26 protein-coding genes are annotated in these 25,198 nt (G+C 49.8%); 5 read left to right on the forward strand and 21 right to left on the reverse strand.

Features of this window, described 5'->3' with window-relative positions; translation table 11 throughout:
• Nucleotide 1: 1 nt before the first annotated feature.
• Nucleotides 2-286 (reverse strand): hypothetical protein, encoded by a 285-nt coding sequence (locus M3194_RS19885; protein WP_251655828.1) that lies wholly within the window; start codon nt 284-286, stop codon nt 2-4.
• A gap of 137 nt (nt 287-423) precedes the next feature.
• Between M3194_RS19885 and M3194_RS19890 the strand changes: the two genes are divergently transcribed.
• Nucleotides 424-1,041, forward strand: coding sequence for a DUF975 family protein (locus M3194_RS19890; RefSeq protein WP_251655829.1), 618 nt, complete (start codon nt 424-426; stop codon nt 1,039-1,041).
• Between the two features lie 53 nt (nt 1,042-1,094).
• Here M3194_RS19890 and M3194_RS19895 read toward each other — a convergent pair whose 3' ends face one another.
• From M3194_RS19895 to chvE, 11 genes are all read right to left on the reverse strand, one after another.
• Nucleotides 1,095-2,366, reverse strand: a complete 1,272-nt coding sequence (locus M3194_RS19895; RefSeq protein ID WP_251655830.1) for a hypothetical protein — start codon at nt 2,364-2,366, stop codon at nt 1,095-1,097.
• On the reverse strand, nt 2,347-2,889 hold the full coding sequence (locus tag M3194_RS19900) for a sigma-70 family RNA polymerase sigma factor (protein ID WP_311291449.1): 543 nt from the start codon (nt 2,887-2,889) through the stop codon (nt 2,347-2,349). The genes M3194_RS19895 and M3194_RS19900 overlap by 20 nt, the downstream gene beginning before the upstream one ends.
• A gap of 153 nt (nt 2,890-3,042) precedes the next feature.
• Complete coding sequence (locus tag M3194_RS19905) at nt 3,043-3,306, reverse strand: DUF4190 domain-containing protein (RefSeq protein WP_251655832.1); 264 nt, start codon at nt 3,304-3,306, stop codon at nt 3,043-3,045.
• A gap of 96 nt (nt 3,307-3,402) precedes the next feature.
• The gene (locus M3194_RS19910; RefSeq protein WP_251655833.1) at nt 3,403-3,837 is read right to left on the reverse strand and encodes a rhodanese-like domain-containing protein; all 435 of its coding nucleotides are present in this window, start codon (nt 3,835-3,837) and stop codon (nt 3,403-3,405) included.
• Between the two features lie 104 nt (nt 3,838-3,941).
• Nucleotides 3,942-4,829 carry a LysR family transcriptional regulator gene (locus M3194_RS19915; protein ID WP_251655834.1) on the reverse strand — a complete coding sequence of 296 codons (888 nt, stop codon included), beginning with the start codon at nt 4,827-4,829 and terminating at the stop codon, nt 3,942-3,944.
• An 18-nt stretch (nt 4,830-4,847) separates the two neighbouring features.
• On the reverse strand, nt 4,848-6,050 hold the full coding sequence (locus M3194_RS19920) for a response regulator (RefSeq protein WP_251655835.1): 1,203 nt from the start codon (nt 6,048-6,050) through the stop codon (nt 4,848-4,850).
• Nucleotides 6,016-7,905, reverse strand: a complete 1,890-nt coding sequence (locus tag M3194_RS19925; RefSeq protein ID WP_251655836.1) for a cache domain-containing sensor histidine kinase — start codon at nt 7,903-7,905, stop codon at nt 6,016-6,018. The genes M3194_RS19920 and M3194_RS19925 overlap by 35 nt, the downstream gene beginning before the upstream one ends.
• A gap of 21 nt (nt 7,906-7,926) precedes the next feature.
• Complete coding sequence (locus M3194_RS19930; protein WP_251655837.1) at nt 7,927-8,940, reverse strand: substrate-binding domain-containing protein; 1,014 nt, start codon at nt 8,938-8,940, stop codon at nt 7,927-7,929.
• Nucleotides 8,941-9,053: 113 nt separating this feature from the next.
• Nucleotides 9,054-10,217 carry a multiple monosaccharide ABC transporter permease gene (gene mmsB / locus M3194_RS19935; RefSeq protein ID WP_251655838.1) on the reverse strand — a complete coding sequence of 388 codons (1,164 nt, stop codon included), beginning with the start codon at nt 10,215-10,217 and terminating at the stop codon, nt 9,054-9,056.
• Nucleotides 10,218-10,223: 6 nt separating this feature from the next.
• Entirely contained in the window at nt 10,224-11,753 is a 1,530-nt protein-coding gene (gene mmsA / locus M3194_RS19940; protein ID WP_251655839.1) for a multiple monosaccharide ABC transporter ATP-binding protein, read from the reverse strand.
• 92 nt (nt 11,754-11,845) lie between these two features.
• Nucleotides 11,846-12,997 (reverse strand): multiple monosaccharide ABC transporter substrate-binding protein, encoded by a 1,152-nt coding sequence (chvE, locus tag M3194_RS19945; RefSeq protein WP_251655840.1) that lies wholly within the window; start codon nt 12,995-12,997, stop codon nt 11,846-11,848.
• A gap of 279 nt (nt 12,998-13,276) precedes the next feature.
• Between chvE and M3194_RS31695 the strand changes: the two genes are divergently transcribed.
• A complete protein-coding gene (locus M3194_RS31695) occupies nt 13,277-13,630 on the forward strand; it encodes a hypothetical protein (RefSeq protein WP_397334368.1) in 354 nt (117 codons plus the stop codon).
• Nucleotides 13,631-13,663: 33 nt separating this feature from the next.
• Here the strand turns inward: M3194_RS31695 and M3194_RS19955 are convergent, their stop codons facing one another.
• Together M3194_RS19955 and M3194_RS19960 are read right to left on the reverse strand one after the other, a co-directional pair.
• Nucleotides 13,664-14,221, reverse strand: coding sequence for a TetR/AcrR family transcriptional regulator (locus M3194_RS19955; RefSeq protein WP_251655841.1), 558 nt, complete (start codon nt 14,219-14,221; stop codon nt 13,664-13,666).
• Nucleotides 14,222-14,262: 41 nt separating this feature from the next.
• Nucleotides 14,263-15,399, reverse strand: coding sequence for a cytochrome P450 (locus M3194_RS19960; protein WP_251655842.1), 1,137 nt, complete (start codon nt 15,397-15,399; stop codon nt 14,263-14,265).
• A gap of 190 nt (nt 15,400-15,589) precedes the next feature.
• Here M3194_RS19960 and M3194_RS19965 point away from each other — a divergent pair, with 190 nt between their 5' ends.
• Nucleotides 15,590-15,991 carry a VOC family protein gene (locus tag M3194_RS19965; RefSeq protein ID WP_251655843.1) on the forward strand — a complete coding sequence of 134 codons (402 nt, stop codon included), beginning with the start codon at nt 15,590-15,592 and terminating at the stop codon, nt 15,989-15,991.
• 38 nt (nt 15,992-16,029) lie between these two features.
• Here M3194_RS19965 and M3194_RS19970 read toward each other — a convergent pair whose 3' ends face one another.
• Nucleotides 16,030-16,869: an AraC family transcriptional regulator gene (locus M3194_RS19970; RefSeq protein ID WP_251655844.1), complete on the reverse strand. Its 840-nt coding sequence runs from the start codon at nt 16,867-16,869 to the stop codon at nt 16,030-16,032.
• 124 nt (nt 16,870-16,993) lie between these two features.
• Between M3194_RS19970 and M3194_RS19975 the strand changes: the two genes are divergently transcribed.
• Nucleotides 16,994-17,992, forward strand: coding sequence for a Gfo/Idh/MocA family protein (locus M3194_RS19975; RefSeq protein ID WP_251655845.1), 999 nt, complete (start codon nt 16,994-16,996; stop codon nt 17,990-17,992).
• Between the two features lie 19 nt (nt 17,993-18,011).
• Complete coding sequence (locus tag M3194_RS19980; protein WP_251655846.1) at nt 18,012-18,950, forward strand: aldo/keto reductase; 939 nt, start codon at nt 18,012-18,014, stop codon at nt 18,948-18,950.
• A gap of 55 nt (nt 18,951-19,005) precedes the next feature.
• Here the strand turns inward: M3194_RS19980 and M3194_RS19985 are convergent, their stop codons facing one another.
• From M3194_RS19985 to M3194_RS20010, 6 genes are all read right to left on the reverse strand, one after another.
• Nucleotides 19,006-22,437, reverse strand: coding sequence for an S-layer homology domain-containing protein (locus M3194_RS19985; RefSeq protein ID WP_251655847.1), 3,432 nt, complete (start codon nt 22,435-22,437; stop codon nt 19,006-19,008).
• 189 nt (nt 22,438-22,626) lie between these two features.
• On the reverse strand, nt 22,627-22,827 hold the full coding sequence (locus tag M3194_RS19990; RefSeq protein WP_251655848.1) for a hypothetical protein: 201 nt from the start codon (nt 22,825-22,827) through the stop codon (nt 22,627-22,629).
• On the reverse strand, nt 22,790-23,068 hold the full coding sequence (locus tag M3194_RS19995) for a phosphotransferase family protein (protein WP_251655849.1): 279 nt from the start codon (nt 23,066-23,068) through the stop codon (nt 22,790-22,792). The genes M3194_RS19990 and M3194_RS19995 overlap by 38 nt, the downstream gene beginning before the upstream one ends.
• A gap of 53 nt (nt 23,069-23,121) precedes the next feature.
• Nucleotides 23,122-24,024 (reverse strand): aldo/keto reductase, encoded by a 903-nt coding sequence (locus tag M3194_RS20000; protein ID WP_251655850.1) that lies wholly within the window; start codon nt 24,022-24,024, stop codon nt 23,122-23,124.
• 123 nt (nt 24,025-24,147) lie between these two features.
• Nucleotides 24,148-24,702 (reverse strand): DUF2812 domain-containing protein, encoded by a 555-nt coding sequence (locus tag M3194_RS20005; protein WP_251655851.1) that lies wholly within the window; start codon nt 24,700-24,702, stop codon nt 24,148-24,150.
• Nucleotides 24,695-25,027 carry a PadR family transcriptional regulator gene (locus M3194_RS20010; protein WP_251655986.1) on the reverse strand — a complete coding sequence of 111 codons (333 nt, stop codon included), beginning with the start codon at nt 25,025-25,027 and terminating at the stop codon, nt 24,695-24,697. The genes M3194_RS20005 and M3194_RS20010 overlap by 8 nt, the downstream gene beginning before the upstream one ends.
• Nucleotides 25,028-25,198: the final 171 nt, after the last annotated feature.

Raw genomic sequence — 25,198 nt, forward strand, 5'->3', positions numbered from 1 at the left:
TCTATGATACCGCTACATATATGAGCAGCGTCCCGATACTGCCAACCCATAACATGGGCACGCTGTTTGTAATAATGGCTGCCCGCTTGTATCGTCTATGAATAGCCCAAGCCACAACCGAGCAGGCGATTATAAAGACAGGATAGACAGCTATTCCGAGTACAAACAAAATGTTCCATGCGATGAAGCCGTCGTCAAAAGCTAGAAACGACATGCCAAACGTAAACACCCACGGAATTAAAAAGAGCAAATAGATGATCTGACAAATGACTAGAAACTTCTTCATTCTTTTCCCCCTGTAATCTACATGACCCTAATAATTCGCCAGGCGGAATAAATATCCTTTTGCTTGTCCGCAGGAATGTTCGCTTCGCTCCCCCCGTATATTTAGATTGCTCCACATTCTTTTTAGGAGGTAAATGAATGAACGCATCGTACTCGGAACTGCGGGCTAGAGCGAGAGACAGCCTGAGAGGCAATTGGGGAAAGGCGATTGGAGGCTTTGTGCTGTCCATGCTAATGGCAGCCGTCCTTAGCCTGCTTAATTACTTGATCCCCATACTCGGTAATCTGATAGGCATCCTGGTCAGCGGGGCTATTTCACTTGGGCTGATCAGCTTCTTCCTGGGCATTGCCAGAAAGGAAAACCCGCCTGTATCGGAAGTCTTCAGCGGCTTCTCCCTCTTAATCAAAGCGTTCTGCCTGTACTTTATGGTTGGTTTATTCACCTTCCTATGGACGCTGCTATTCATCATTCCGGGCATTGTTGCCGCCCTGCGGTACTCCCAAGCCTATTTCATTCTGCGCGATAACCCGGACATCGGAGTCATGGATGCCATCCGCGAAAGCAAACAGCTGATGATCGGCAATAAATGGCGGTATTTTGTGCTTCAGCTCACTTTCATCGGATGGGCTATTCTGGCCGCCATTCCTTGCGGCCTCGGTTATCTGTGGCTATGTCCATACATTAGCGTTACGCAAGCTCACTTCTATGATGAAATAACAGGCAGAAACGCGCCCCCGGCCCCAGATTCTTTCTAAGGGAGTTTACGAAACAAGAAGGAGACAGCGGCATCCGCTGTCTCCTTCTTGTTTTAGCTAAAATCAGCCTGTTGAAAATGAAATACCCACGGACCCCGAAGAACGACAGCCGGCCGATTAATATGCAAAGTAAGCTGCTTGCTCCCGGGTTCAATCGTGCATTCCAAGAACACTACCTCACCTGTCTTTTCTCTTAGTTTAGCCCCTCCACTTTCCTCGGCACCAATCATGTAGAGCGAGGATGGCGCCTGCTCGTCATAATGGAAATCGGTATACACTCTAATACTCGTTTGAGACGTCTTTTCCACACGAGTAATCGTTACCGGATAACCTGAAATTTCAAATGTTTTGTTCAGGTTATCGGTTGTTTCCGTCGGCACTTTAACCGTAACTTCATCAGCATATTCAACGTTAATTTCAGGTATTGTGAGGGTATACTGTTCATCTTCCTTATTAATCAAAGGGAAATAAAATTCACTTTGAGGACTGCTCACACCTTGGACAGAGCTGATATCCAGCTTATTGCCTGCTTTATTTGCCACATGCAGCTTCAGACTTTCTTCATGCATATAGATACCGGCTAACCCGTAATCTACGATCCGATAATCATGCCTTGGCGATGTAACCAAGGATACTCTCGCCTTTCCATTTACTTGGTCTGTAACTGCCGTAATGGCAAGCCCGTTTATTACAGATGTCTGACCGAGATCAGCATAGCTGGCAAATGACCCCGCTTCCGTAAGATGAATGGGAACCTCCATTTTTTCCTCTTGATCAATCATTAACTTCACATCGCCTTGTACATCCAACTTCCCTTTATGCCAGAAGGAAGATGTCCAGATCGAACCGCCCCAGGAGGCCATTGAACTATCAATAACCGTTGATTCCCCTTTTGCATTTATGAGGGTAACGCTTTTAATTCTAGCCGTGTTCTCCCCGGTCATCGTAATATACGTCATCTCTGAATCGGACATAATGCCCGTAATAACGATGGAGCCATCTTCTCCAACCTTCAAGGTAATTGGCTTGCTCAGCACGTACCGCTCCTCCGAGGACTTCTCTTCCTTAACCATCCCTATGCCGGGTACAAACTGCAAGGCATTCTGAATGGCTGCCCATACTTTCGTATGATTAACTAAAGCCGTTGATAATAAAAGAACAACAGCCACTGCCGCTATAGAAATCCAGCCTCGCCTTAATCGTAATGTTCTCCTCTGCTCCTGAATTGCTTGCTCCACGCCTAAACGTGTTCTTTGACGAAGCTGTTCTGAAGGAATGGGAATGGTTTGTATCTGCTGCTTTACGTTATCGGAATTCAAATCCATAATCTCCATCCTCCTCAACTCGTTTTCTTAGCTTCTTTAATGCCCGATACAATAATGTCTTTCCGGTCCCAAGCGGAATATTCAGAATTTCGGCGACCTCCCGGATTGTCAGATCGTAATAAAACCGCAGGATAATGACACTTTTCTCCTCCGGCTCCAAGGCCTCAATAAGCTCTTTTAATGTAAAGGACAAGGAAAAGTCCTCTTGGTCCGTAATCGTAATGGATTCCAAATATTCCGGCTTCCATTGCACCTCTCTTTTTCGTTTGCGAAGCATATCAATGGAACAGCTTATAGCAATCTTTGTAAGCCAGGTCTTGAAATACGCAGGCTCTTTTAATTTCTTTAATGACTTGAAAGAGCGGTAAGCCGTCTCCTGAATAACATCTAATGCATCCTCTTCATTCCCTAGATGTACATAGGCTACCCGATATAAATCTTCCTCATAGTGCCGGAAAAGCTTCAAAAACGCGGACTCGTCACCACGCTGTGCCTTCCTTACCAGCTCAATAATGCCTCTCACCTACTTTGTTTTAACAGATACTCATCTATAGATTAGACGAATAAGTGCTTCAATTGGCTTTACGCACACATAATAAATAAAAAAGCATTCCTTCGGCACGCAGCTTCCGGCGTGTTAACGAAGGAATACTTTTTGAAATTAATGTGCCGGGCATCACGGACCAAATGAAAAGGTAAAGGTCATGACTACTACAAGCAGCAGGATCATAATTCCGTAAGCTGCCGTTCCAACAATTCCGCACACGAAGCCCGCAATCGCCATGCCGCGCCCTTGCTCCCCTGTCCGGTGTATTTCTTTCATTGCTTTCCTGGCAAAAACAATGGCGATAATGCCTAGAATAAACCCTAAATAAGGGACGACAACAGCTAGAATACCAAGCACCAAGGCAGCAATCGATTTGTCATTTGTCCTGTTCAATTACTCCACCACCATTTTCCATATAATTCTATTTTATAAGAAAACGCAGCAAAAAGACCAGTCCCTCCACGGGATCTGGTCCTATAACTCTACTATTCAGCCCACCATGGGCGCGGTTTCAACATGCGTGCCTTCTACTTCGTTGCCTTCCTTGCGCCAGTACTCGATGCCGCCAAGCATCTCTTTAACTTTGAAGCCAAGACCGGACAAGCGCGCTGCGCCTTTCGTGCCGCCATTGCAGGCAGGGCTCCAGCAATAGACGACGATCAACTGATCCTTCGAGAAGGCTGCCGTCGTTTCACCGGTAATTTCTCTTGAAGGCAGGTTAATGGCCCCGGGAATATGGCACTCGGCATAAACTTTGGGACTGCGCACGTCAATCAGCAGGAAGTCGTTCAAGCCGTGCTTCATATCGTAATGCACGTCTGCCACATCCGTCTCAACGGAGAGCTTGTTCATATAGTGGCGGTGCGTTGCTTCGGGTGAAGCAGCGGGAGTTTCAAGGACCAGCGAAAAAGGTTGTTTTGTCATAATCGTTGCCTCCAGTTATGGGATTCGCCAAGTGCTTGGCTTGTTGAATTTAATGTAACATATCCCCTATTAACGGAGTTATCGATGGTTTTCGATTGCATACTTCAAAGATTCTGATGATTGCTCCCGCCAAGCAAATCTACGAAGCCCAAAAATGCTTTGGACTGCCACTTCTTCTTGGAATAAATAAGCTGGGTGTAGAAGCTGCAATCCGGATGACGAAAAAGCAACGCGATCAATTGCTGCTTCTGAACTTCATCGGCTACCGTAATACGCGGCAATAAGGCTACGCCCAAACCGTATACGACGCATTGCTTAATCGCCTCCAGGTTGCCGAATTCATAGGAGGGCTTACTGTCGACCGCGCTGTTGCGCAGCGCTTTGAGCAGCATCGCCCTATACGTGCAGCCGTCCTCGGTCAGGATAAGGGGCTCGCCCGCCAGATCCTCTGCCCGGACCTCGCTTAGCTTCGAGAAACGATGCTCCGGACTCGCAATAATAACAAGCTGCTCTTCCCTCAGCATTTGCGTATGGAGCTCCGGGTCGGAGAATGGGGGATCCAGTATAATTCCCACATCCAGCGTTCCTTCTTTGACCGCTTCTATAATAAGGGGCTCATTCCCCGGCTGAAGCATGATGCTGATATCCGGGTACTGCTGGCGGTACGTCTGCAGGTACGGAGGCAAATAATAGGCAGCCAGCGTCTCGATCGTCCCGATAGACAGCGTGCCCTTCGACTGCTTGAGTACGACTTCCTTCGATTCTTCATGCAGCCGGAGCACCTCCTTGGCATAAGGAAGCAGCGCCTCGCCGGCTATCGTCAGCCTCATGCTCCTGCCGAACCGCTCAACGAGCACGGCTCCGTATGACTCTTCCAGCCGCTGGATTTGCGTCGTAATGCTGGACTGGGCATAGCCCAAAAGCTCGGCGGCACGGGTAAAGCTCCCGTGCTTTGCCACTTCGCAGAAGGTTTTCAAGTAGGTCAGTTCCATGGCAGCCATCTCCTCTTCCTAAGCATGCTCGCTTCGTTTGCGGTATTGATTCGGGGGCAGCCCCGTTGTTTTCTTAAATGCCGTACTGAAATAATGCTGAGACTCGTAACCCGTCTTCTCTGCGATCTCGTGTATAGCCAGCTCCGTTTCATTCAGCAGCCGAATTGCCTCTTTCATCCGGGCAGTCGTCAGCATGCTGATAAAGGAAGCACCCATCTCCTGCTTGAAGATCCGGCTTAAGTAAACCGACGACACGTTAAGCTCGCCCGCAATTCCCTCAAGCGATAAGCTGCGATCTTCATACCGGTCCGCAATAATCTCTTTCGTCCGGCGGACGAACGGACTAAGCCGGGTCTCGCGGTTGACGTTCGCCCGCGCCTCCGTATAGAGGGATGGCACAGTCCCGGAAGAGCCGTGCTGGTAGCTGGCCACAATCTCGATCTTCAAATAGCCGGCTACATCCGCTTCAATCCGTCTAAACAACTCATCCTGCGGTTTGCCCCAGATGAGCACGACAATTAACCCTACTTTATCCCGGAAATGGACGGATGTAAACGGCGCGAGATGCTCTTCCATAATATTCTCGATGGCAAACAACAGAAGCTGACGGTCCTTTTCGGAAAAGAACGCTTTGCCCTTGGACTGCTCCGGCCAACGGATGACACCCACATAATCCGGCTCCTCGCCCGGCATCCGGAGGAACGAAAGCTGCTCCTTAATCTCCGCTTCTCCCAGCTCTCCCTTGATCCATTCCAGGCAGAACCTTTCCCTCAGAAGCGTAAAGTTCTTATCGATCTGCTTGGAAGCCATCTGCAGAAGCTCCTCATTAACCGTTGTCTCCTCCAGCTTCTGAACCACCCGTGCCAGCACTTCTCCCAGCATTTCCGGGTTAACCGGCTTAAGGATATAGTCGTCGACCTCCAGCTTGATTGCTTCGTAAGCATAGTTAAATTCATCATGACCGGTAATAATGACGATCTTGCATTTGGGAAGCTGCTCACGGAGATGACTGATTAAGGTGAGGCCGTTCATAATGGGCATGCTCAAATCAACAAGCAATATTTGCGCCTGCTTCTCGATGGCAAGCTCCAGCGCCTCTTCGCCGTCCTCCGCTTCGCCAACGACCTCCAGCTGAAGCTCCTCCCATGGTATAGAGCTGCGGATACCCTCCCGGATAATTGACTCGTCATCCGCGATTAACACCTTCCATTTGCGTGTCATGCGTACTCTGCCCCTTCCGATGAATAATAGGATGCTTAATGATTACCGTTGTTCCGGTCTTCTCTTTGCTTGCAATCGTTATGCCGTACGCCTCGCCAAAGCTTAACCGGATCCGTTCCTGTACGTTCCTCAGTCCGTAGCTGGCCGTCTGACCCTGCGGGCGATCCGCCGCAGCCGCGGCTTCGGCACGCTGTGCGGCGCCAGCATCGCTAACCGAAGGCACCGCTTGAAGCACCGCGCGCAGCGCTTCCAGCCTGGCCTCCGTCATGCCTGCTCCGTCGTCTTCAATAACGAGCTCCAGCAAATCCTCGCTTATCATTGCGCGGATGGTAATCATCCCCGGCCCGCGGCGCTCCTTAATCCCGTGGTAGATGGCGTTCTCCACCAGCGGCTGGAGTATCAGCTTAAGCACATAGAGATCGTCGCCGCTCCCGGCCGCATCAATGGTATAGTTCAGCTTATCTTTGTACCGGGTCTGCTGGATTTTTAAATAACTGCGGATATGCTCGATCTCATCGGTCAGCGGAATCATTTCCTGCCCTTTGCTTAACCCGATCCGGAACAGCTTGGATAGAGCCTCGACCATCTCCGTTGCTTCCTTCGCGCCGTCCTTGCGGGCAAGCCATTGAATGGTATCAAGCGTGTTGTACAGAAAATGCGGCTGAATATGGGCCTGCAGGCTGCGCAGCTCCGCCTCCCGCTTCAGACGCTGCTCCGCCAAAACCTGCGAGATAAGACGGGTCATCTGCGACAGCATCTTGTTAAAGCTGCGTCCGAGCAGGCCAATCTCATCCTCCCGCTCCTCCGGAATGCGGATGCTCATATTGCCCTCCTCCACCTTGCGCATGAAGGAGGCCAGCTGAGAAATCGGCCGCGAGATCGAATGAGACAAGTAATAAGACGCCGCAATGCCAAGCATGCAGACGATAAATACGAAGGTAACGAGGTATAAATTAATGTCCTTAATCTCCTGAACGCTGTCCTGTACGGCAAAGACCCCTACGGTTGTCCAGTTCGTGAAGGACGATTTCTGATAAATAAATTGCAGCTTCTGGCTCCCCACGGTTTGGGCGAACATGCCGGATGGCTGCTGGCCCAGCAGCGACATGTCCAGGCTTCCGATCTTGGAGTTTCTTGGCGCATAGATGCTCTCGCCTTGATCATTGATCACCATCAGGTAGCCCGATTTGCCAAGCCTCACATCCCGAACCGTCTCGGCAATCACTCTCAGCTTAAGATCAATAAGGACAACCCCCAGCGTCATCTGCGTATCCGGATCCTGAATGGCTCGGACTACGGAGACCACCTCATTGTCCTTGTAATTGGAATGAGTGGTCACATTCCGGTTCGCGGGATGACCGATGATTTTGAAGATCCCTTTGGCACTCACCGCTTCCTGGTACCAGTTCTCCTCCGTCAGGCTTTCGCTTGTCCGGGCGTACATCTCGTTGCTGAAGTAATCCCCGTTGGGACGTACCACGATAATGCCCGCAACCTCCGAATAGAGCGAAGTAAAGCCCTGCAGAAATTTGGACAAACGGTACTCCTCATGGTCATCATCAATGGCCGTTTTCCCTTCGCTCAAGAAGGCCTGAATCTCAGGGTTCATCGATATGAAATAGGAGATATTCTGAATATTGCCCGCGTAATAATCCAGGGACTTGTTGACGTTGTCAATCAGCTGCATCGTATGCCCGTTGACCTGCTTTTCCACAATGCCGTTAACGATCCATCCCATTAAGAGTCCTATCACAAGGGAAGGCAAAATGCTGATCAGCAGAAAGTGCAAAATGAGCTTATACCGGATCGACCAGTTATTCAGCTGGAAGCTTTTCTGTAGCTGTTTGAATACCATCGTTAGCGCTCCCCTTTTCCGTTACTTGGCATAGAACTGGTCCACATCGGCGGGAGTCACCACGGTAATGCCCGTATCTATATTCGTCGGCAGCGGCGGAATGCTAGAGTCCCCGTTATCCGACATCGGATTAACCATATGATTGCGGAGATGGAACAGCTGCATCAGCGACCAGTAGCCCATATTCCATGTCCCTTGCGCTAAGGTCGCCGAGATAGTGCCGCTCTTGACCATATCCAGCGTTCCTTTATCCGTGTCGAAGCTGATAATCCGAACCTGATCGATCTTGCCCAATCGAAGGATCGCATTCCCGGCTCCCACGCCGCCGTTCGCCTCCGTCACGAATATCCCGCTCAAGTCCGGGAACCTGTCCAGCAAATCCCGTACCTTCTGCTCGGATATCATCTGATCGCCTTTCCCGTCGGCAATGCCAACAAGCTGAAGGTTAGGGAACTCCTTCTCGAGCGTCTCCTCAAAGCCTCTTGTCCGTTCCTGATGGTTCAGCTGCTTGGGCAGCGTAACAACCCCTACCTTGCCGCTTCCTCCCGTCAGTTCGGCCATCTTGCGGGCCGCCGTTACGCCGGCGTTATAGTTATTGGTGCCAATGTAGGAATAGGCTTTGCTGCCCGGAGCGTCCGCGTCGAACATAACAACGGGAATACCCGCTTCCACCGCTTTATTAATGGCCGAGTTCAATGCTTCGGAATCGATTGCGCTTACCGCTATCCCCGCGGGGCTGCGCGCGATGACCTGCTCCAGCACCATCACTTCCTCCTGCACGTCGTATTGCGTGGAGCCTCGGTATTCGACGGATACCCCAAGCGCCTCCGCCGCGTCCTCAAAGCCCTTCAGTCCATTTTTCCAATAATCGATTCCTGCCAGAAAATTCACCATTACATATTTCTCGTCCAGCGTACCGTGCAGCCCCTCCGGCTCGTTCAGCAGGCTACTGTTGTCCTCCTTGACAAATACCATATATAAATAGGCCATAAGCGTGCCGATCAGCACGATATATACGAGCAAAAGCTTTTTCAACCCGAATCCCCCCATACCTCGTCTAAAACGCAAAAAACCGCTTTCATTAACATAGCAGTTAAGCGCGTCCAGACACAAGATGTGTTTGGACGCGCCGAAGTACTGCCTTGTTATTAAGCTGATTTGTTTTTGTTATAGAGGTCAAAAGCCACGGCCAGCAGCAGCACCAAGCCCTTGATGCCCTGCTGATAATCGATTCCGAGACCAATGAGCGACATGCCGTTGTTCATGACGCCCATGACAAGACCGCCAACCATTGCCCCGATTACGGTACCCACCCCGCCGGTAGCCGATGCTCCGCCGATAAAGACGGCCGCAATGGCATCGAGCTCAAAGTTCACGCCGGCCTTCGGAGTTGCCGCGTTCAGCCTTGCCGCAAAGACAAGACCCGCAAGGGCGGCAAGCACACCCATATTGACGAATACCCAGAAGGTCATTTTTTTCGTCTTCACGCCGGACAGTCTTGCCGCCTTCTCATTTCCGCCAAGCGCGTAAATATGACGACCCATGACCGTCTTGCGCATGACGAAGGTGTACAAGGCAACCAGAATGAACAGCATGATCAGGATGTTCGGCAGACCTTTATACGAAGCAAGCACGTACGTGAACAAGTTCGTAATAATGACCACAGCCGCCAGCTTGATGAGGAAGAAGGGAATCGGCAGCAATTCCAGATTGTAGCGCTTCTGCACGAGGCGGCCGCGCCATTCCATAAAGATATACAAGACCGATAGAACGATTCCTATCAACACCGTAAGAAGATGAATATCGTTGTTGCCCGGCAAATCGGGCAGAAACCCGGTACTCATCGACCGGAAGCTCTCCGGGAACGGAGCAACGGATTTGCCGTCCAGCACCAGCATCGTTAACCCGCGGAAAAGCAGCATCCCCGCCAGCGTGACGATAAAGGAAGGAATTCGCACATAGGCAACCCAGAAGCCCTGCCAGGCGCCAACAATAGCGCCAAATACAAGCGACAATACCATGGCAACGGGGAAGGACATTCCATGCTTGACCATCATAATGGCAGATACGGCACCCACAAAGGCGGCGATCGACCCTACCGACAGATCGATATGTCCTGTAATAATAACAAGCAGCATGCCAATGGCCAGAATAAGAATATAGCTGTTCTGCAAAATAAGGTTCGTAATATTAAGCGGCTTTAATAGATTGCCGTCCGACAGAAACTGAAAGAGCAGCATGATTAAGATTAAGGCTATGAACATGCCATACTGCCGGATATTGCTGCGTATTAATTTCAGCGCGGTTTCCATGCTGTCCTACCTCCTGCTTTTCGTCATATACTTCATGAGCGTTTCCTGGTTAGCCTCCGCCCTTGGCACTTCTCCCGTGAAACGTCCTTCGCTCATCACATAAATCCGGTCGCACATGCCAAGCAGCTCCGGCAGCTCCGAGGAGATCATCAGAATGCCTTTCCCTTGCGCGGCCAGCTGATTAATAATAGTATAAATCTCGTATTTGGCCCCAACGTCAATGCCGCGTGTCGGTTCATCGAGGATAAGGAGATCCGGTCCGGTAAAAATCCACTTGCTCAGCACGACCTTCTGCTGATTTCCTCCGCTCAGGTTGCCGGTTTTCTGATGGATGCTTGGCGTCTTAATGTTCAGCTTCTTGCGGAAGCCTTCCGCCTCGGTTATCTCTTTGTAGTCATCCACCACGAACCATTTGGAAATCGCCCGTAGATTGGCAAGCGTTGTATTCCGTTTGATATCATCCATCAGGATCAGCCCGTATTCCTTGCGGTCCTCGGTCACATAAGCGATGCCCTCGTCAATCGCTTTGCTGATGTCTTGCAGCCTGGTTTCGCGGCCGTCCTTGAACAGCTGTCCGCTGATTTTCTTCCCGAAGGACTGACCGAAGATACTCATCGCAAGCTCGGTGCGGCCTGCGCCCATCAGTCCCGCAATGCCCACGACTTCTCCCCGGTTAATATGGAAGCTGACATCGTCAATGACCTTCCGTTCCGATTGCAGCGGATGATAGACGTTCCAATGCTTAACCTCGAATAAAATGTCCCCGATATTCGGCTCCCGCTCCGGGTAACGATGGGTCAGATCGCGGCCTACCATCCCTTTGATAATCCGGTCCTCGGTAATCGCATCCTCCCGGACCTGCAGCGTCTCGATCGTCTGGCCGTCCCGCAGAATCGTAATCGAGTCGGCAACCTTCATAATCTCGTTAAGCTTGTGCGAAATAATAATGGAGGTAAGTCCCTGCTCCTTGAAGGCCAGCATCAAATTAAGCAAATTCTCGCTGTCCTCTTCGTTAAGCGCCGCTGTTGGTTCATCCAGAATAAGCAGCTTTACTTCCTTCGATAACGCTTTGGCAATCTCAACGAGCTGCTGCTTGCCTACCCCCATCGTGCCCGCAAGGGTATTCGGAGACTCGGATAGGCCTACCGTCTTGAGCAGCTCCCGCGTCTTCACAACCGTCTCGTTCCAGTTGATAATGCCCCGGCTTGCTTGCTCATTCCCGAGAAAAATATTCTCGGCCACGGATAGCTGCGGAATAAGCGCCAGCTCCTGGTGAATAATGACGATGCCGAGCTGCTCGCTGCTGCCGATATCTTTAAATTCGCAGGCTTTGCCCTTGAATAAAATGTCGCCTTCATATGAACCATGCGGATAAACGCCGGAGAGCACCTTCATCAGCGTTGATTTGCCCGCGCCGTTCTCTCCCATAAGCGCATGAATTTCGCCTTCTTTGACCTTCAAATTGACATTCTCCAGCGCCTTAACGCCCGGAAAGGTTTTGGTGATTCCCCGCATTTCGAGCAGGATATCCGTCAAAGCTATCACCACGCCTTCAATTGATAATGGAAAATGATTTAGCGACGAAGCCGTCGCTAAATCATTTGGCAATCGCAAATTCTAGAGCTTGCTTATTTCAGTTCGTCTTCGCTGTAGTAACCCGAATCAACCAATGTTTGCTTGTAATTCGCACTGTCTACGGATACCGGCTCCAGCAGGAAGGAAGGGACCACCTTCACGCCGTTGTCGTACGTTTTTGTATCGTTCACTTCAGCTTCCTTGCCTTCAATAACAGCCTGGGCCATGCCTACCGCAACCTTCGCAAGCTCGCGGGTATCTTTAAAGATCGTGGAGGTCTGCTCGCCTGCAATGATCGATTTCACCGACGCCAGCTCGGCGTCTTGCCCCGTAATGATTGGCATTGGCTTATCGGCCGTGCCGTAGCCTACGCCTTTAAGGGAAGAGATAATGCCGATGCTGATACCGTCGTACGGGGACAATACCGCGCTTACTGTATCGCTCGCATAGTTCGCGCTCAACAGATTATCCATGCGGGATTGCGCGGTTGCGCCATCCCAGCGGAGCGTTGCAACCTGCTCCATCTTCGTCTGGCCGCTCTTCACAACCAGCTTGCCGTTATCGATGTAAGGCTGGAGAACCGACATGGCGCCGTCAAAGAAGAAGTAAGCATTGTTATCGTCCGGGGAACCGGCGAACAGTTCGATGTTGAACGGCCCTTTGCCTTCCTTCAGACCAAGCTTCTCTTCGAGGTAGGAGGCTTGCAGCACGCCTACTTTGAAGTTATCGAAGGTAGCGTAGTAGCTGACATGCTCGGTATTTTTAATCAAACGGTCATACGCGATCACGCTAATGTTCTCGTCTGCCGCTTTTTGCAGAACGTCTGTCAGGGACTCGCCGTCGATTGCCGCAATGACAAGAACCTTAACGCCTTTCGTAATCATGTTCTCGATTTGGGAAACCTGGTTCTCAATAACGTCCTCCGCATATTGCAGATCTACCGTGTAGCCCAGTGTTTCGAATTCCTTCTTCATGTTGGCGCCGTCGCCAACCCAGCGTTCGGAGGACTTCGTTGGCATCGAGATTCCGATTTTGCCCTTCTCCGTGCTTCCCGCATTTGTGCTTTCCGCGCTGTTTGCGCCTGACGTGTTGTTAGCCGCCTTGTCATTGCCGCCGTTATTGCCGCCGCTGCTGCTATTCGCCCCGCAAGCCGCAAGCACAACGATTACTGCGGTTAACATCAGAACCGATAACATCTTTTTCATTTCTGTCTATCCCCTCTCGTTTGTTGAGATGAATATGTTGATAGACAAATCATACAAGGGGCGAAGCTTCAAATCTTTGCACTTCGTCTACTCGTTTTTATAAAAAAACAAACAAAAAGGCTTAAGCAAGTGAATAATCAACCTGCTTAAGCCCAAATGATTTTCTTGACTCCGCCAGTACCTCGTATGGCAAACTAGAAGTAGTTAGTCCCTACCATAGTCCTCAACTCAATAGGAGATCACCTAACATGTTCCTGAAAAAGCAGCTTGTCCGGAAGCTTGGCAAAACCTACACCCTATTACCACCGTATTGTCACCTCTTATGTCGACGAGCAGGGTCGCCGGAAGCATCGGACCGAGAAATATTTAGGCGCATTAAGCGAGGAGGAAGCTGACCGGATCCGCCGGGAGCTGCGGATTCGCAATAGCCCGGTTCTTCCTGCGCCCCGTGAGAGCTTTGCCGGCGAAACTTACCTGTTCCAATCCGTGCACAGACTCGCCTACGCTCCGGGCTCTCCGGCTTCCCTGGAGAAGGTTCTTTCCCTGAAGCCGGATCTTATTCTCATTAACGATACCCTTTCCGAGAACTATGACGGCCTGTCCAAAATCGCGCCAACCCTCTTTATTCCGTAGCATGACGGGAATGTCATGCTCCCTGCGGTTTCTTCATGGTTGCCTCAATACCGTCGCGACCGCGGCGTACAACAGGCGATCAATCTGCTCTCGGCTCGCTTCGCTTGGATGACTTAAATAATAGCTGCATAAACCGTTCATCATCGATAGAATGCCGGCCGCAGCCATAGGCCCGTCTTTAGGAGGCATTCCAGCTGCGACGAGAATATCTGCAATAAATTGAATATACGCGCTCCGTTCTTTCCGTACGGCCAGCAGCGCGTCTTCCTCGATTCCGTTCGATATTTCGTTAAAGAATATATGGGCTAGCTCGCTGTACTCCAAATACAGATCCACGTTTAACCGAATAACCGTCTCAATCTGCTCCTCTAGCGAACGATCCCGGTCAATCTCCGATCTGATCGTTTCCGTGATCATGTGCAGCCCTTCCGTAATGAGCGCTTGGAACATCTGTGCCTTCCCCGGGAAATGATAGTAGAGCGTTCCCTTGGCAACGCCCGCCTCCAGCGCAATCTCATCCATGCTGGTCCGGTGATAACCGCTGCGCGAAAACATTCGGGCGGCGGCTTCTATTATCTTGTTTCTGCTCAATATCCGTCACCTCCATAATCAAAAGAAGCCAATACCCTCGTTCAAACCTTTATTCTCATTTGTTTAATGCCAAACATCATATCGCTATCCAGCCTCTCGAACGGCTCGTCATCGAGACGACGCAAACTTTCCAAACGATCGACTATGACGTTTAGCGCTACTTTTGCTTCAAGCCGCGCCAGCATAGCCCCCAAGCAGAAATGAATGCCTTGACCAAAAGCCAAATGCGGGTTCGGGCTGCGTTTGACGTTGAATCGCTCCGGATCAGCAAACACTCTTTCATCGTGGTTTGCAGCTCCGATATAAGTATAAACTCTTTGTCCCGCTTGCATCCAATGCCCATTCCAAAACATATCCGCCTTCACCCTGCGCTCAATGACCTGCACGGGAGAACAGAAGCGGAGGGTTTCCTCGATCGTTCCCGGGATCAACTCCCGATCCCGGCGAAGATCCGCGTAGGTCTCCGGGCTGCTCTCGAGGCACATCATCATCGACGAAATGAGATTGGTCGTCGTTTCGTTCCCGGCGACGAGCAGCAGGATGCACATTCCGATCACTTCCAACTCGCTAAGCCCATTATCATCGTTCATGCAAGACTGCACGAGCGCCGTAACCAAATCGTTCTTCGGCTGCTTGCGGCGTTCTTCGATTTGGATGCGGAAATAAGCCGTCATTTCTTTCTGGCATTGCAAGTATCGCGAGTAGTCGTTTCCGACGAGATCATCGGACCAGCCCTTGAACAGTTCCCGGTCTTCCGAAGGTACGCCTAACAGCTCCGCGATAACGATCACCGGCAGCGGACTGGCAAATTCGCCAACCACTTCGAGGCCGCCCGAGGATGCGGCACGGTCCAGCAATTCCTCTGCGATATTCCGGATTTGGGATTCCATGGCCTTCACGACCTTAGCGGAAAATGCTTTCGCGATAAGCGATCTCATCTGCTTGTGTTTGGGGGGATCTCGCCGCAGGATGCTGCCCTCTATCGGTTCGTCCTCGGTAGGATTTGCTTGCATCTGAGAGGAAAAATGCTCGTAATCGGCAAGGATCCGTTTGACGCCGCTATGCGAATAGACCGACCATGATCCGCTAGCCAAGTCGTACACGGCCTCTCCCGCCGCTCGTTGTTGTCGGTACCGCTCTAGAGGAAGCAATTCGTTTTGGCTCGCCCAACCCATCATATAAACAACCTCCCATTTGTACTGACTAGTCAGTATTATTATGGGGGATAAATAATAACGCTGTCAATGCTTCGCCGGATAAGCAAATTCTATCTTATAATCGTCCCGATAAATCAATAGGATTGGCTTCTGCCGGCAGAAGTAGAGTATAGTAGGATTTGTTAATATTCTATTCTAGGAGGCTACAGCCATGTCACAGGAGATTTGGATTAACCTGCCGGTTAGGGATGTTCTGCGGTCAACTGCCTTTTTCAATCAAATCGGATTTGAAGCTTCTAGCGTAGGTAACGAGAGAGCCAAGCTTACGATCGGACAGACGACGATATTGCTGTTCCCGAACGCTGTGCTTGAGAAATTTGCCGGGGCAAAAATAGCGGATACCTCCCAAAGCGCGGAGGTCTTGTTCTCCCTTGGCGCTAACAGCAGGGAAGAAATTGACGAACTTATTCAAAAGGTAGAGTTTGCCGGCGGCACGATCTTTGGCAAGCCAAGCGAGGTTGACGGCTGGATGTACGGCGCGGGCTTTGCCGATCTGGACGGCCACCGCTGGAACCTGTTGTATATGGACGAGAGCAAAATGCCAAAGGGCTAATAGAAACGCCGGTAACCTGTTAAGGTCACCGGCGTTTTTTATAACCCGTACAATCTTCTGTACGCCGTAGGCGTCATCCCCTCATGCTCCATAAACCGTTTGTTGAAGTAGCTGACGCTTGGGTAACCGGCTTCCTCCGCGATCTGCCCGATGTTATCGTCCTTCCTCTCGAGCAGCCACTGCTTTGCCGCCTGCAGGCGACAGCGGGTAATGAAGTCCATTGGCGTCATGCGCGTCGCGCTCCGGAACAGCTTGCAGAAGTAATAAGGCGTCACTCCTACCCGATCGGCCCATTCCTCCAGGATAAAGGGCTTCACCGCCTCCTGCTGCATAAGCGGAAGCAGCTCCATAATCCGTTCGCTCGAAGTCCCCGTTTTATTCCCTTGCAGCGCCACCGCCTGCTCAACAAAGATCGTCAGCAGCATATAGGTCAGCATCGACAGATGCGCTGGCCGCAGCATCCGGTGCGTCTCCGCTTCGCTCAGCAGCTCCTCGTGCGCCTTCTCCCAGATTTGGGGCTGGCGAAGCTTCCACAATGGGCTTTTATGAAAGCCCTGCTCAATCAGATAATCCCGTAGCCCCGTCCCGCCGTAAAAATGAAACCACCGCACGTCCCAGGGCTCATCCTGGCTGCTGTAATATCGCTGCTTCTGCAAGGGGAAATACAGGATGGCTTCTCCTGCCCGAAGCTCGTGGACCACCCCGTCGATCTCGGCATAGCCTTTGCCCGATACGCAGTAGTGGATATTAAAATTGTTAAGGGCCCCGGCTTCCCTTGTTGTGCTGTGATCCGGGTCATGGCGGTAATTGCCGACCGATTCGGGCATGCAGAAGTAGGGCATATTCGGAAGCGTAAGCAGCAGGCTTTGGCGTTTCATACCTTGCACCTCATATGACAATATTGTTTTAATGGTATACAAAATAATATCATTTTAATTTTAATTATCTTCTCCTATAATCGCAATATAGTCATAAATTATTTAGACGAAGCGAGGGTGAAGCATGAGCAAAAAGTTAAAATGGGGCATCCTGGGATGCGCCGGAATTGCAAAACGTGCGGTTATTCCAGGTCTTCATTTATCCGAGTTGAATGAAGCGGCCGCGATCGCGAGCCGTGACGGAGACAAAGCCAAACATACGGCGGAAGAGCTTAACATTCCAACGGCCTATGACAGCTACGAGGCCCTCTTGGAAGACAGCTCGATTGACGTTATCTATATCCCGCTGCCGAACCATCTCCACAAGGAGTGGGCGATTCGCGCAGCCGAAGCCGGGAAGCATATCCTGTGCGAGAAGCCTCTCGCCTTAAACGCGCGCGAGGCGGCAGAGATGGCCGAAGCGGCTGACAAAGCCGGCGTCCTTCTCTCCGAAGCCTTCATGTACCGCTATCATCCGCGCTACCAGCAGATTAAAGATCTAATCGCATCCGGCGCTATCGGCGAGATTCGCGGGATACGCAGCGCGTTTACTTTTAACAACCCGAATGATGCCAAAAACGTCCGCTTCCGCAAGGAATGGGGCGGCGGCTCGATCTACGACGTAGGCTGCTACCCGCTTAACGCTGCGCGGCTCCTGCTTGGCAAAGAGCCTCAAGCCGTTACGGTTAACGCCCTCTTCTCTCCTCAGCATGACGATGTGGATATGATGGCTTCCGGACTTGTCGAGTTCGAGGGTGATGTATCGCTTACGTTTGACTGCGGCATGTGGGCAGCCTTCCGCAACCCGCTGGAGGTTCTTGGTACGGACGGCATTATCGAGGTTCCTTCCGCCTTTGTTACTCCAGACGCGGCAAGCAGCCATATCTACCTGAATGCGGGCGGCGAGCGCCGCCAGATAGAAATGCCGTATGTGAACTCGTATACCGAGCAAGCGGATTCTTTGTACCGTTCCATTACAACCGGAACGCCGCTGACCTTCCCAACGTCGGATGCGATCAGCAATATGAAAGTCATTGATGCGTGCTTGCTGTCTGCCCGTGAACGGACAAGAGTAACGTTATAATCCAAGGAGGCTGATTCATATGGAATTCTTGAAGGTACAAGGATTGGACAAACCGGTATCCCGCTTAATGAAAGGCACCGACTATTTCTACAACGACTCTTATGAGAAAGCCGCTGCCAACCTGGATGCTTACTTCGCTATCGGCGGCAACTGCATGGATTCCGCCCATATTTATTGCGGCGGGCAAAGCGAAGTCGTAATGGGACGATATTTGAAGGAACGCGGCAACCGCGATCAGTGGGTCATTCTGACCAAAGGCGCCCATCATGACCAGAACGGTCCGCGCGTCAGCCGCGAAGCGATCCGCAGCGACCTGATGACAAGTCTTGAGCGTCTGCAAATCGATACGATCGATATGTACGGCCTTCACCGCGATGATCCAAACGTACCTGCCGGCGAAGTTATCGAGATTCTAAATGAGCACATTAAGTCCGGCGCCGTGCAAACGATCGGTGTATCCAACTGGACTTGGCAGCGCATTCAAGAAGCTAATGATTATGCGGCGGAGAAAGGTCTCGTTGGCTTCTCGTTCAGCAGCCCCAACCTGAGCCTTGCCAAAGCAAACGAGCCGTTCTGGGCGGGCTGCGTGTCCGCTGATGCGGAGACTATCGCTTGGCATGAAGCGAACCAAATGCCGCTCTTCTCCTGGTCTTCCCAAGCACGCGGCTTCTTCACAGGCCGTTTCACTCCGGAGGATCGCAGCAATGCCGATCTGGTCCGTGTCTTCTACAGCGACGACAACTGGGAGCGTTATGAGCGCGCGAAGCAGCTTGCCGAGCAAAAGAATGTCACGCAGATTCAGATCGCGCTGGCCTACGTGCTTAACCAAGCCTTCCCGACCTGCGCCCTTATCGGCGCTCAATCTCTCGAGGAGCTCCGCTCCTGCGACGAAGGCTCGCGTATCAAGCTGACCCGCGAAGAAATGGACTGGCTGGATCTGAGCTCGGACAAGAAGTAAGCGGGGTATACAAAAGACGATGCAGGAGTCTCCTGCATCGTCTTTTTTGCGTTGCTTAATTAATAATGACCAAGCTCTTCTGCTCTCCGCCCTCTATGGTCAACATATATTGCCCCGGTGCTAATCCGCTTGTAGAAAAGGTTTGAATACCGTCAACTTGGCTTTCATTAAACTCTCCAACCCTGGCTCTGCCCTCTGCTACTGCAGTATCCTTGTTGTTGTAATCCCGATACGATACCAAATAAACTTTACATGGTTTATTCACTCGGAATGTAACATCATCTCCGACATGAATAACTTCAGGACTACTCATTGTTAAGGCAGGACCTGCCGCAAAGCTTGGACTAATAAATTCATGGTCCAGAACCTTACCATCTAAATTGGCAAGACTATTGGCTGCAATTTTAATTTTATTATTAGCTCCGGCATAAGGCTGCTCAAAAAGGATGTGAACAAAGTTACCAGATACGGTCACTGTATCGTTTGTACTCAGAGGCTGGTAGGTTTCTCCTCCATCTCTCGATATGGTAATAGCTTCCTTTAACTCAATCCCGTTCCCATAATGGTTAACAACTTCCTTATCGAAATTAAGGAATATCGAATTGTTATAATCTAATTTGATAGAATCAAATATTAGTGGTACATCCTGCCCATATAACTCAATTGCGATTGGCGCAGAGAGATTCCCTGATTCATCCACCGCAACGAGTTTCCAGTCTCCTGCTGATAAACCTTCCGTTTTAATAGCAGAACTAAAGCCATATTGAATGGTTGACCCACTGCCGCCGCCGCTCATAACTAAATCATGCAAGGTTCGTCCGTTCCATTCTGTACTCGCAGGAACGAGGTATACATCTGCATTCTCACTGACAGCAACATCTATATCTTCACCAATTCTTGCGTAAGAGGCCGAATTGAATTTAGTAATGACCGGAGGTGTAGAATCACCGGTATTAAGTGTTGGGTCAATCGTATGCTTAATGGTGTAACCCTCAATCAGATGATCGGCATCCGGTATAATCGTTGTTTCATAATATCCGATAGGATTACGGTCACCATCCAAGAAAATAACTTGCAGATAGCCATCCGTGGCAACCCCAGGTTCCAACCAATAATTCGTAATGGTTTTGCTCTTATTCGAGATTGAAGTCAGGTTAAAGAATGTAGGAACAAAATCTCCCCGATTAAAAGCCTGCAATGGAGCGGTTGGCCCCTGGTAAATCGGATACGAATTAGAAAGGAAGGCCTGATAGTACTTGGCATCTTTTAGCGGGCTCCCCGCCCATTGTGCCGGATCTAGCTTTACATTTACCGCTGCGGGAATCTCATAGTCAAGATTCATGAGTTCCTGTTTCGTAAGCTGTCGAACATCAATACCTGCACTGCTATTAATACGATCCATTTCGGTTAGTTCATAGTTATAATTCCCTTGATCTACGATCTTTCCGTCACGCGTAACCGTAATATAAAACTGTCCATACTGCTGGAACTCATAGGCCCAGTTGGTTAAGGAAGTATCATAGTATCCGTCAAATATAACTGTAGTTGTATTTAGCGGGGTTGTATCGGCAGATGAAGCGTATAAATTAACAACATCTCCGCGCTGCAAGATGCGATTTGAAAGTAGCGAGTAGGTCCGATGGCTCGCACCACCTGACTCTAGGCTGTATTTAGACTCTAAAAGAAACGTTTCCTGGAGGGTTCTCTTGTATTGAATATGAATCACGTAGCTCTTTTGCGATTTACCGTCACCGCTAGTTGTATTGACTGTAATATGAACGTCTTCCAACGGCGTTACATTTACATTAAATGTTCCTTTACTGCTTAATGTTTGACTGGTCTCGCCTTCTTGATCGATATAATCGACCGTATACTTAACCGTCTCGGCATTGGATTCTGGAACAACCGTTACGGGAATCGCAGCAGCTTCCATAGCACGATCGGTAGTAACGGTATACTCGTAAGCTTCCTTATTAAACCCAGGGCTAATTACCCCGGATTCATCTCTAGCAACTAAGCTTAGATTTCCCCCAACACTTACCGAATTAAGATAAGCTGTCTTTTGGTCTCCAGATGGAGTGCCTGGATTGTCTCCGCCACCGCCTCCTGGGATCGAGCCTCCAGAATCACCGCCGCCTCCAACAATTACTTCATCCGTTCCCTGTCCGGCACCATCGACCTTTTCAGGCTTGGTCTCGAACTTCGAGCCTTTAGCCAACTCATTAATCGTTGCTTTTTGGATCTTACCCGCTCCAACAAAATTAGCTACGGCGTTCAGTACGAGCACTTCAACCGAAGCCCCACTGCTGATATTAATTTTATTTCCTGAAGCATCTTTGCCTACTTCCAAATGCTTAATAGACCCGCTTGGAAGATTAACTTGAACTGTAGCTGCTAGGATGCGCACATCCTCGAATTTCCCAGCTAGATCAACAGTTGAATTGCTTGGCAAGATATTACTGAGCTCCACTGCGTTAATAACGCCGGTAGTCAGTTCCGATGCTTCAATTTTTACAGGTGTATTAACAACAATGGTTTGTACAGTCGTCGTTCCGCTTGCCACTATACGCACTTTGCCGGTTGCCTTGTCTACTATAATCTGTACAAATACAGAGTCGACCGCATGTACTGAATGTTCGCCGCCGCCTTGCACAACTGTTTTTCCTTTTACCGTTACCTTATTCAGAAAAACATCGCCTTCGCCAATACCTTTATCCAGCAAAAGGTTTCCGTTAATCGTCATATTATTCAACGTTACTCCTGCAACGGAGATAACAACGTCCCCTTGAATCGTTTGCGTTGCTGTTGAAGTACCATACTCCCCAGCTTTATCGAACACGGTGGTTTCCTGCAATTTAGCAGCGTCAATAATGGTCACTGCTTCAGCACGTGTGAGGGTATCAGCCGGACGAAGTTTACCGGTAGTATCGCCTTTAAAAATCTGTTTAGTAGATAATTCCGCCAGAGCACCCTTAGCCCACGCGGCTACAACATTACCATCTTTATATTGGGAAAGGTCGCCGCCGGCTGCTGGATTAATTCCCAGAACGTTCGCCAGCATAACAGCACCCTCTTGGCGAGTCGTCTTTTGGTCCGCATTAGCTTTCCCATCAGCACCATGGAAATAATCAGCTTGATAGGCTGCCGCAATCTCTTTGTAAGCCCAATGCTTAGCCGGAAGATCCGTGAAAGGAAGCTTCTCAGCGCCTTCCGTATAACCAAATGCTTTATTAATCAGAGTTACAAACTCCGCTCTTGTAATAGATGCATTAGGTTTAAAGGTTCCATCTGTATATCCATGGATCCACCCCTGATTAATCCATTTAACAATAGTATCTTTTGCCCAATGACCTTCAATATCGGATAATCCGGATTGAACGGCGGCTGAAGTCACTGTTGGCGAAGCTGCCATGGCCGTCATGCCAGGTACTAATACAACCAATAGACATAAACAGATAATGAAACGTGACAAAATCTTCTTAGTCATCCTGCTTTTCTCCCTTTTTATTTAGTAAAAATGACTTTAAACCTCTATAAATATAATCTAATTAAATCTACTAATCTAGAAAACATTTGTAAATTTTAAGAAAAGGAACCTGATATTCCGAAGGGGGAATTGCGCTATTTAAAAGAAAAAGCTGATAACGTCCCTCGACCGTCATCAGCTTTCGTTATTTTATAAGGCCCGTATTTCTTTTACGCCCTGCTTGAGATTCTCGCGCGTCCACTTAATATGATCCTGATTCTGATATTTGCGGTAGGCGCATTCGATAATGAAAATAAGATCCAGATAGAAGTCGTACAGCACCCGCCTTCTCCGCTCGGATTCGGTTAACCCGTTAATCCCGTATCCGGCCACCGGGCTGAAGCGAGCCAAAAAAGCTGTTCTTATAGGCATTAATTGTTCGGCTATAACCGCCAAGCTGACGGACAATGTCCTCCCTCTCTTCCGGAGCAAGGGAGTCCCTTATTTTGTTCAGTGCGGTCCCTTCTACATACTCCATAACGAAATAATCCGCCCGAATCAGCTCGCAAGACGAATCGTACGTATAGATGCGGGGGACAGGCAAAGCCGGATTGTCAGCCACAAGCCTCATCGACTCTACTTCCGTCTTCATGATATTCCGCTCATACCGCATATCCGAACAACGACCCCCGCGCTGTGAAATACTTACCGGTGAATCTTGTACGCGCCCGCTTTGCTCAAGCGGCGAATGAGCTGCACTTCTTCTTCGGATAAAGCCGGAATGCCCGCGGCCGCGATATTTTGCAGAAGCTGCTCGCGGGAGCTTGCTCCCGGAATGGCTACGGCTACGGAAGGATCACTGAGGGAATAACGGATCGCAAGCTGCGAGAGACTACGCTCCGGGCTGGTCAGCTGTTCTAGTTGACCGCGAAGCAAAAGCAGCTCCTCCAGCTCATAATCCGGCATGCTTTTGGAAGGCTGACGGTTTGCCGCAAGCGCTCCGCTCGCAACCGGCCCTCTGGCAATCAGACTGATTCCCTTCTCCGCGAGAAGCGGAAGCACCGTTTCCTCTGCGCGTCGGTCCACGATGCTGTATGGATTCATTACGCTTACGATAGAGGATCTGGATGCATATTCCCGGATCACATTTGGACGGATCGAGGATATGCCGTATTCCCGGATAACGCCTTCCTGCTTCAGCTGCTCGAACGCTTCGATCGTCTCATCGATTGGGTCCTCGATTGTACCGCCATGAAGCTGATACAGATCAATATAATCCGTACCCAGCCTGCGGAGGCTCTCTTTTACCGCGGATAAAATGTACGCCTTCGACGGGTCCCATGCCCAGCCTTCCTGACCGGGAATTCTCCGGTTGCCAACCTTGGTCGCGAGCACCACTTGCTCACGCCGTCCGCGGATTGCTTTGCCAACTAGCTCCTCGTTCTTGCCGCTGTCATACAGATCGGCTGTATCGAGCAAGGTAACCCCCCGCTCCAGTGCCTCATGAATAAGGGCTGACGCCTTCTCCTCATCCGTGCCAAGCGACATACATCCAAGTCCGATCTCACCTACATAGATCTCAGAGCTACCTAACTGATTCTGTTTCATCCCTGTCTCACTCCTTTATTTTAAAGACGTCTTATGCGATTAATTCCTTATTAGTTTATCTTTGTGCATCCTCTTCATCATAATATAAAAAGCCGCAAACCCCAAGGTTTGCAGCCTTCCAGACTAAATATGCAGCTTAAGCTTCTTTACTTTCTGCTGTATCTTCCAACAGCCAAATCCTAACAAGGCAAATAGAGAGAGATAGAGAATCAACAGCGGTATGCCTAGCGTCCATAAGCCCTCTGTAAAGAAGGTATTCAAGTTAATTATGTTCACAAACATTAAGATAAGATTGACGACCATCATTATACTGAAAACCTGCTGTAACCTTTTATATAGCATGACTAACGACTCGCGGTCCGTATACAGCTGAGGCTCTTCTCCCGGCTGCCATTCCTTTCGGAAATAATGCCATGTCAATCCGAATGAACTGACATATTCCCAGCCCGCATCCTGATACAAATCAAGATACTCCTGGAGCTTCTCGCCTTCCTTCCCCATCTGATAATCCATCCTGTACGTATACCGGACCGATTCATCGCGCACGAAAGAATTGCTTATGAGCCCGCCTTTTTTAAAATGCAATCCTTGACCGGACAACTCGTTCAGCCATTGCTCTCCCTTTTCATAATTCCAGGCCATAACTAGACGATGACGCTTTTCCAGCTGTTCATTCAACTGCCTCACCCTTTCTCGTGATCAGGGCCTGACGCCCAACTTGCAGAAGCTCCTCCAGCCTTGTTACCTCAGCCTCCAGAACCTGTTCGCCCGTCTCCGTAATGGCATACATCTTGCGCCGCGAATCTGTACCCTCAGGCACAGGGTAATGATCAATTAGCCCTTTATTTAATAAGGTGTTAAGCGCCGTATATAAGGTGCCGGCTCCAATCTTTACCCGCCCGTTGCTCATCTTCTCGGTATCCTGCATAATCCCGTATCCATGCGATGGCTCCTCGTATAGAACGATTAAAATATAATAAAATGCCTCCGTAAGCGGCAGCATCTCTTTCACATCATCAATCCTTTCGTATCCCCCACCTATATCGTGTGTCGATATATCTTATATTTATATATTAACAATCGATATATCGACTGTCAATATAGTTATGGAACTTTCTTGAAAATAGGCATGCAAAAAGGGACATGTTGAAATATCCAACATGTCCCTCTAACA

It is taken from the genome of Paenibacillus glycanilyticus (assembly GCF_023715145.1).
Classification (GTDB): Bacteria; Bacillota; Bacilli; order Paenibacillales; family Paenibacillaceae; genus Pristimantibacillus; species Pristimantibacillus glycanilyticus_A.

Coding starts and splice junctions, on each gene's coding strand:
- M3194_RS19885 (WP_251655828.1), bottom strand. CDS start 286: ATGAAGAAGTTTCTAGTCATTTGTCAGATCATCTATTTGCTCTTTTTA.
- M3194_RS19890 (WP_251655829.1), top strand. CDS start 424: ATGAACGCATCGTACTCGGAACTGCGGGCTAGAGCGAGAGACAGCCTG.
- M3194_RS19895 (WP_251655830.1), bottom strand. CDS start 2,366: ATGGATTTGAATTCCGATAACGTAAAGCAGCAGATACAAACCATTCCC.
- M3194_RS19910 (WP_251655833.1), bottom strand. CDS start 3,837: ATGACAAAACAACCTTTTTCGCTGGTCCTTGAAACTCCCGCTGCTTCA.
- M3194_RS19915 (WP_251655834.1), bottom strand. CDS start 4,829: ATGGAACTGACCTACTTGAAAACCTTCTGCGAAGTGGCAAAGCACGGG.
- M3194_RS19920 (WP_251655835.1), bottom strand. CDS start 6,050: ATGACACGCAAATGGAAGGTGTTAATCGCGGATGACGAGTCAATTATC.
- M3194_RS19925 (WP_251655836.1), bottom strand. CDS start 7,905: ATGGTATTCAAACAGCTACAGAAAAGCTTCCAGCTGAATAACTGGTCG.
- mmsB (WP_251655838.1), bottom strand. CDS start 10,217: ATGGAAACCGCGCTGAAATTAATACGCAGCAATATCCGGCAGTATGGC.
- chvE (WP_251655840.1), bottom strand. CDS start 12,997: ATGAAAAAGATGTTATCGGTTCTGATGTTAACCGCAGTAATCGTTGTG.
- M3194_RS19960 (WP_251655842.1), bottom strand. CDS start 15,399: ATGATGGGTTGGGCGAGCCAAAACGAATTGCTTCCTCTAGAGCGGTAC.
- M3194_RS19965 (WP_251655843.1), top strand. CDS start 15,590: ATGTCACAGGAGATTTGGATTAACCTGCCGGTTAGGGATGTTCTGCGG.
- M3194_RS19970 (WP_251655844.1), bottom strand. CDS start 16,869: ATGAAACGCCAAAGCCTGCTGCTTACGCTTCCGAATATGCCCTACTTC.
- M3194_RS19975 (WP_251655845.1), top strand. CDS start 16,994: ATGAGCAAAAAGTTAAAATGGGGCATCCTGGGATGCGCCGGAATTGCA.
- M3194_RS19980 (WP_251655846.1), top strand. CDS start 18,012: ATGGAATTCTTGAAGGTACAAGGATTGGACAAACCGGTATCCCGCTTA.
- M3194_RS19985 (WP_251655847.1), bottom strand. CDS start 22,437: ATGACTAAGAAGATTTTGTCACGTTTCATTATCTGTTTATGTCTATTG.
- M3194_RS19995 (WP_251655849.1), bottom strand. CDS start 23,068: ATGAAGACGGAAGTAGAGTCGATGAGGCTTGTGGCTGACAATCCGGCT.
- M3194_RS20000 (WP_251655850.1), bottom strand. CDS start 24,024: ATGAAACAGAATCAGTTAGGTAGCTCTGAGATCTATGTAGGTGAGATC.
- M3194_RS20010 (WP_251655986.1), bottom strand. CDS start 25,027: ATGCTGCCGCTTACGGAGGCATTTTATTATATTTTAATCGTTCTATAC.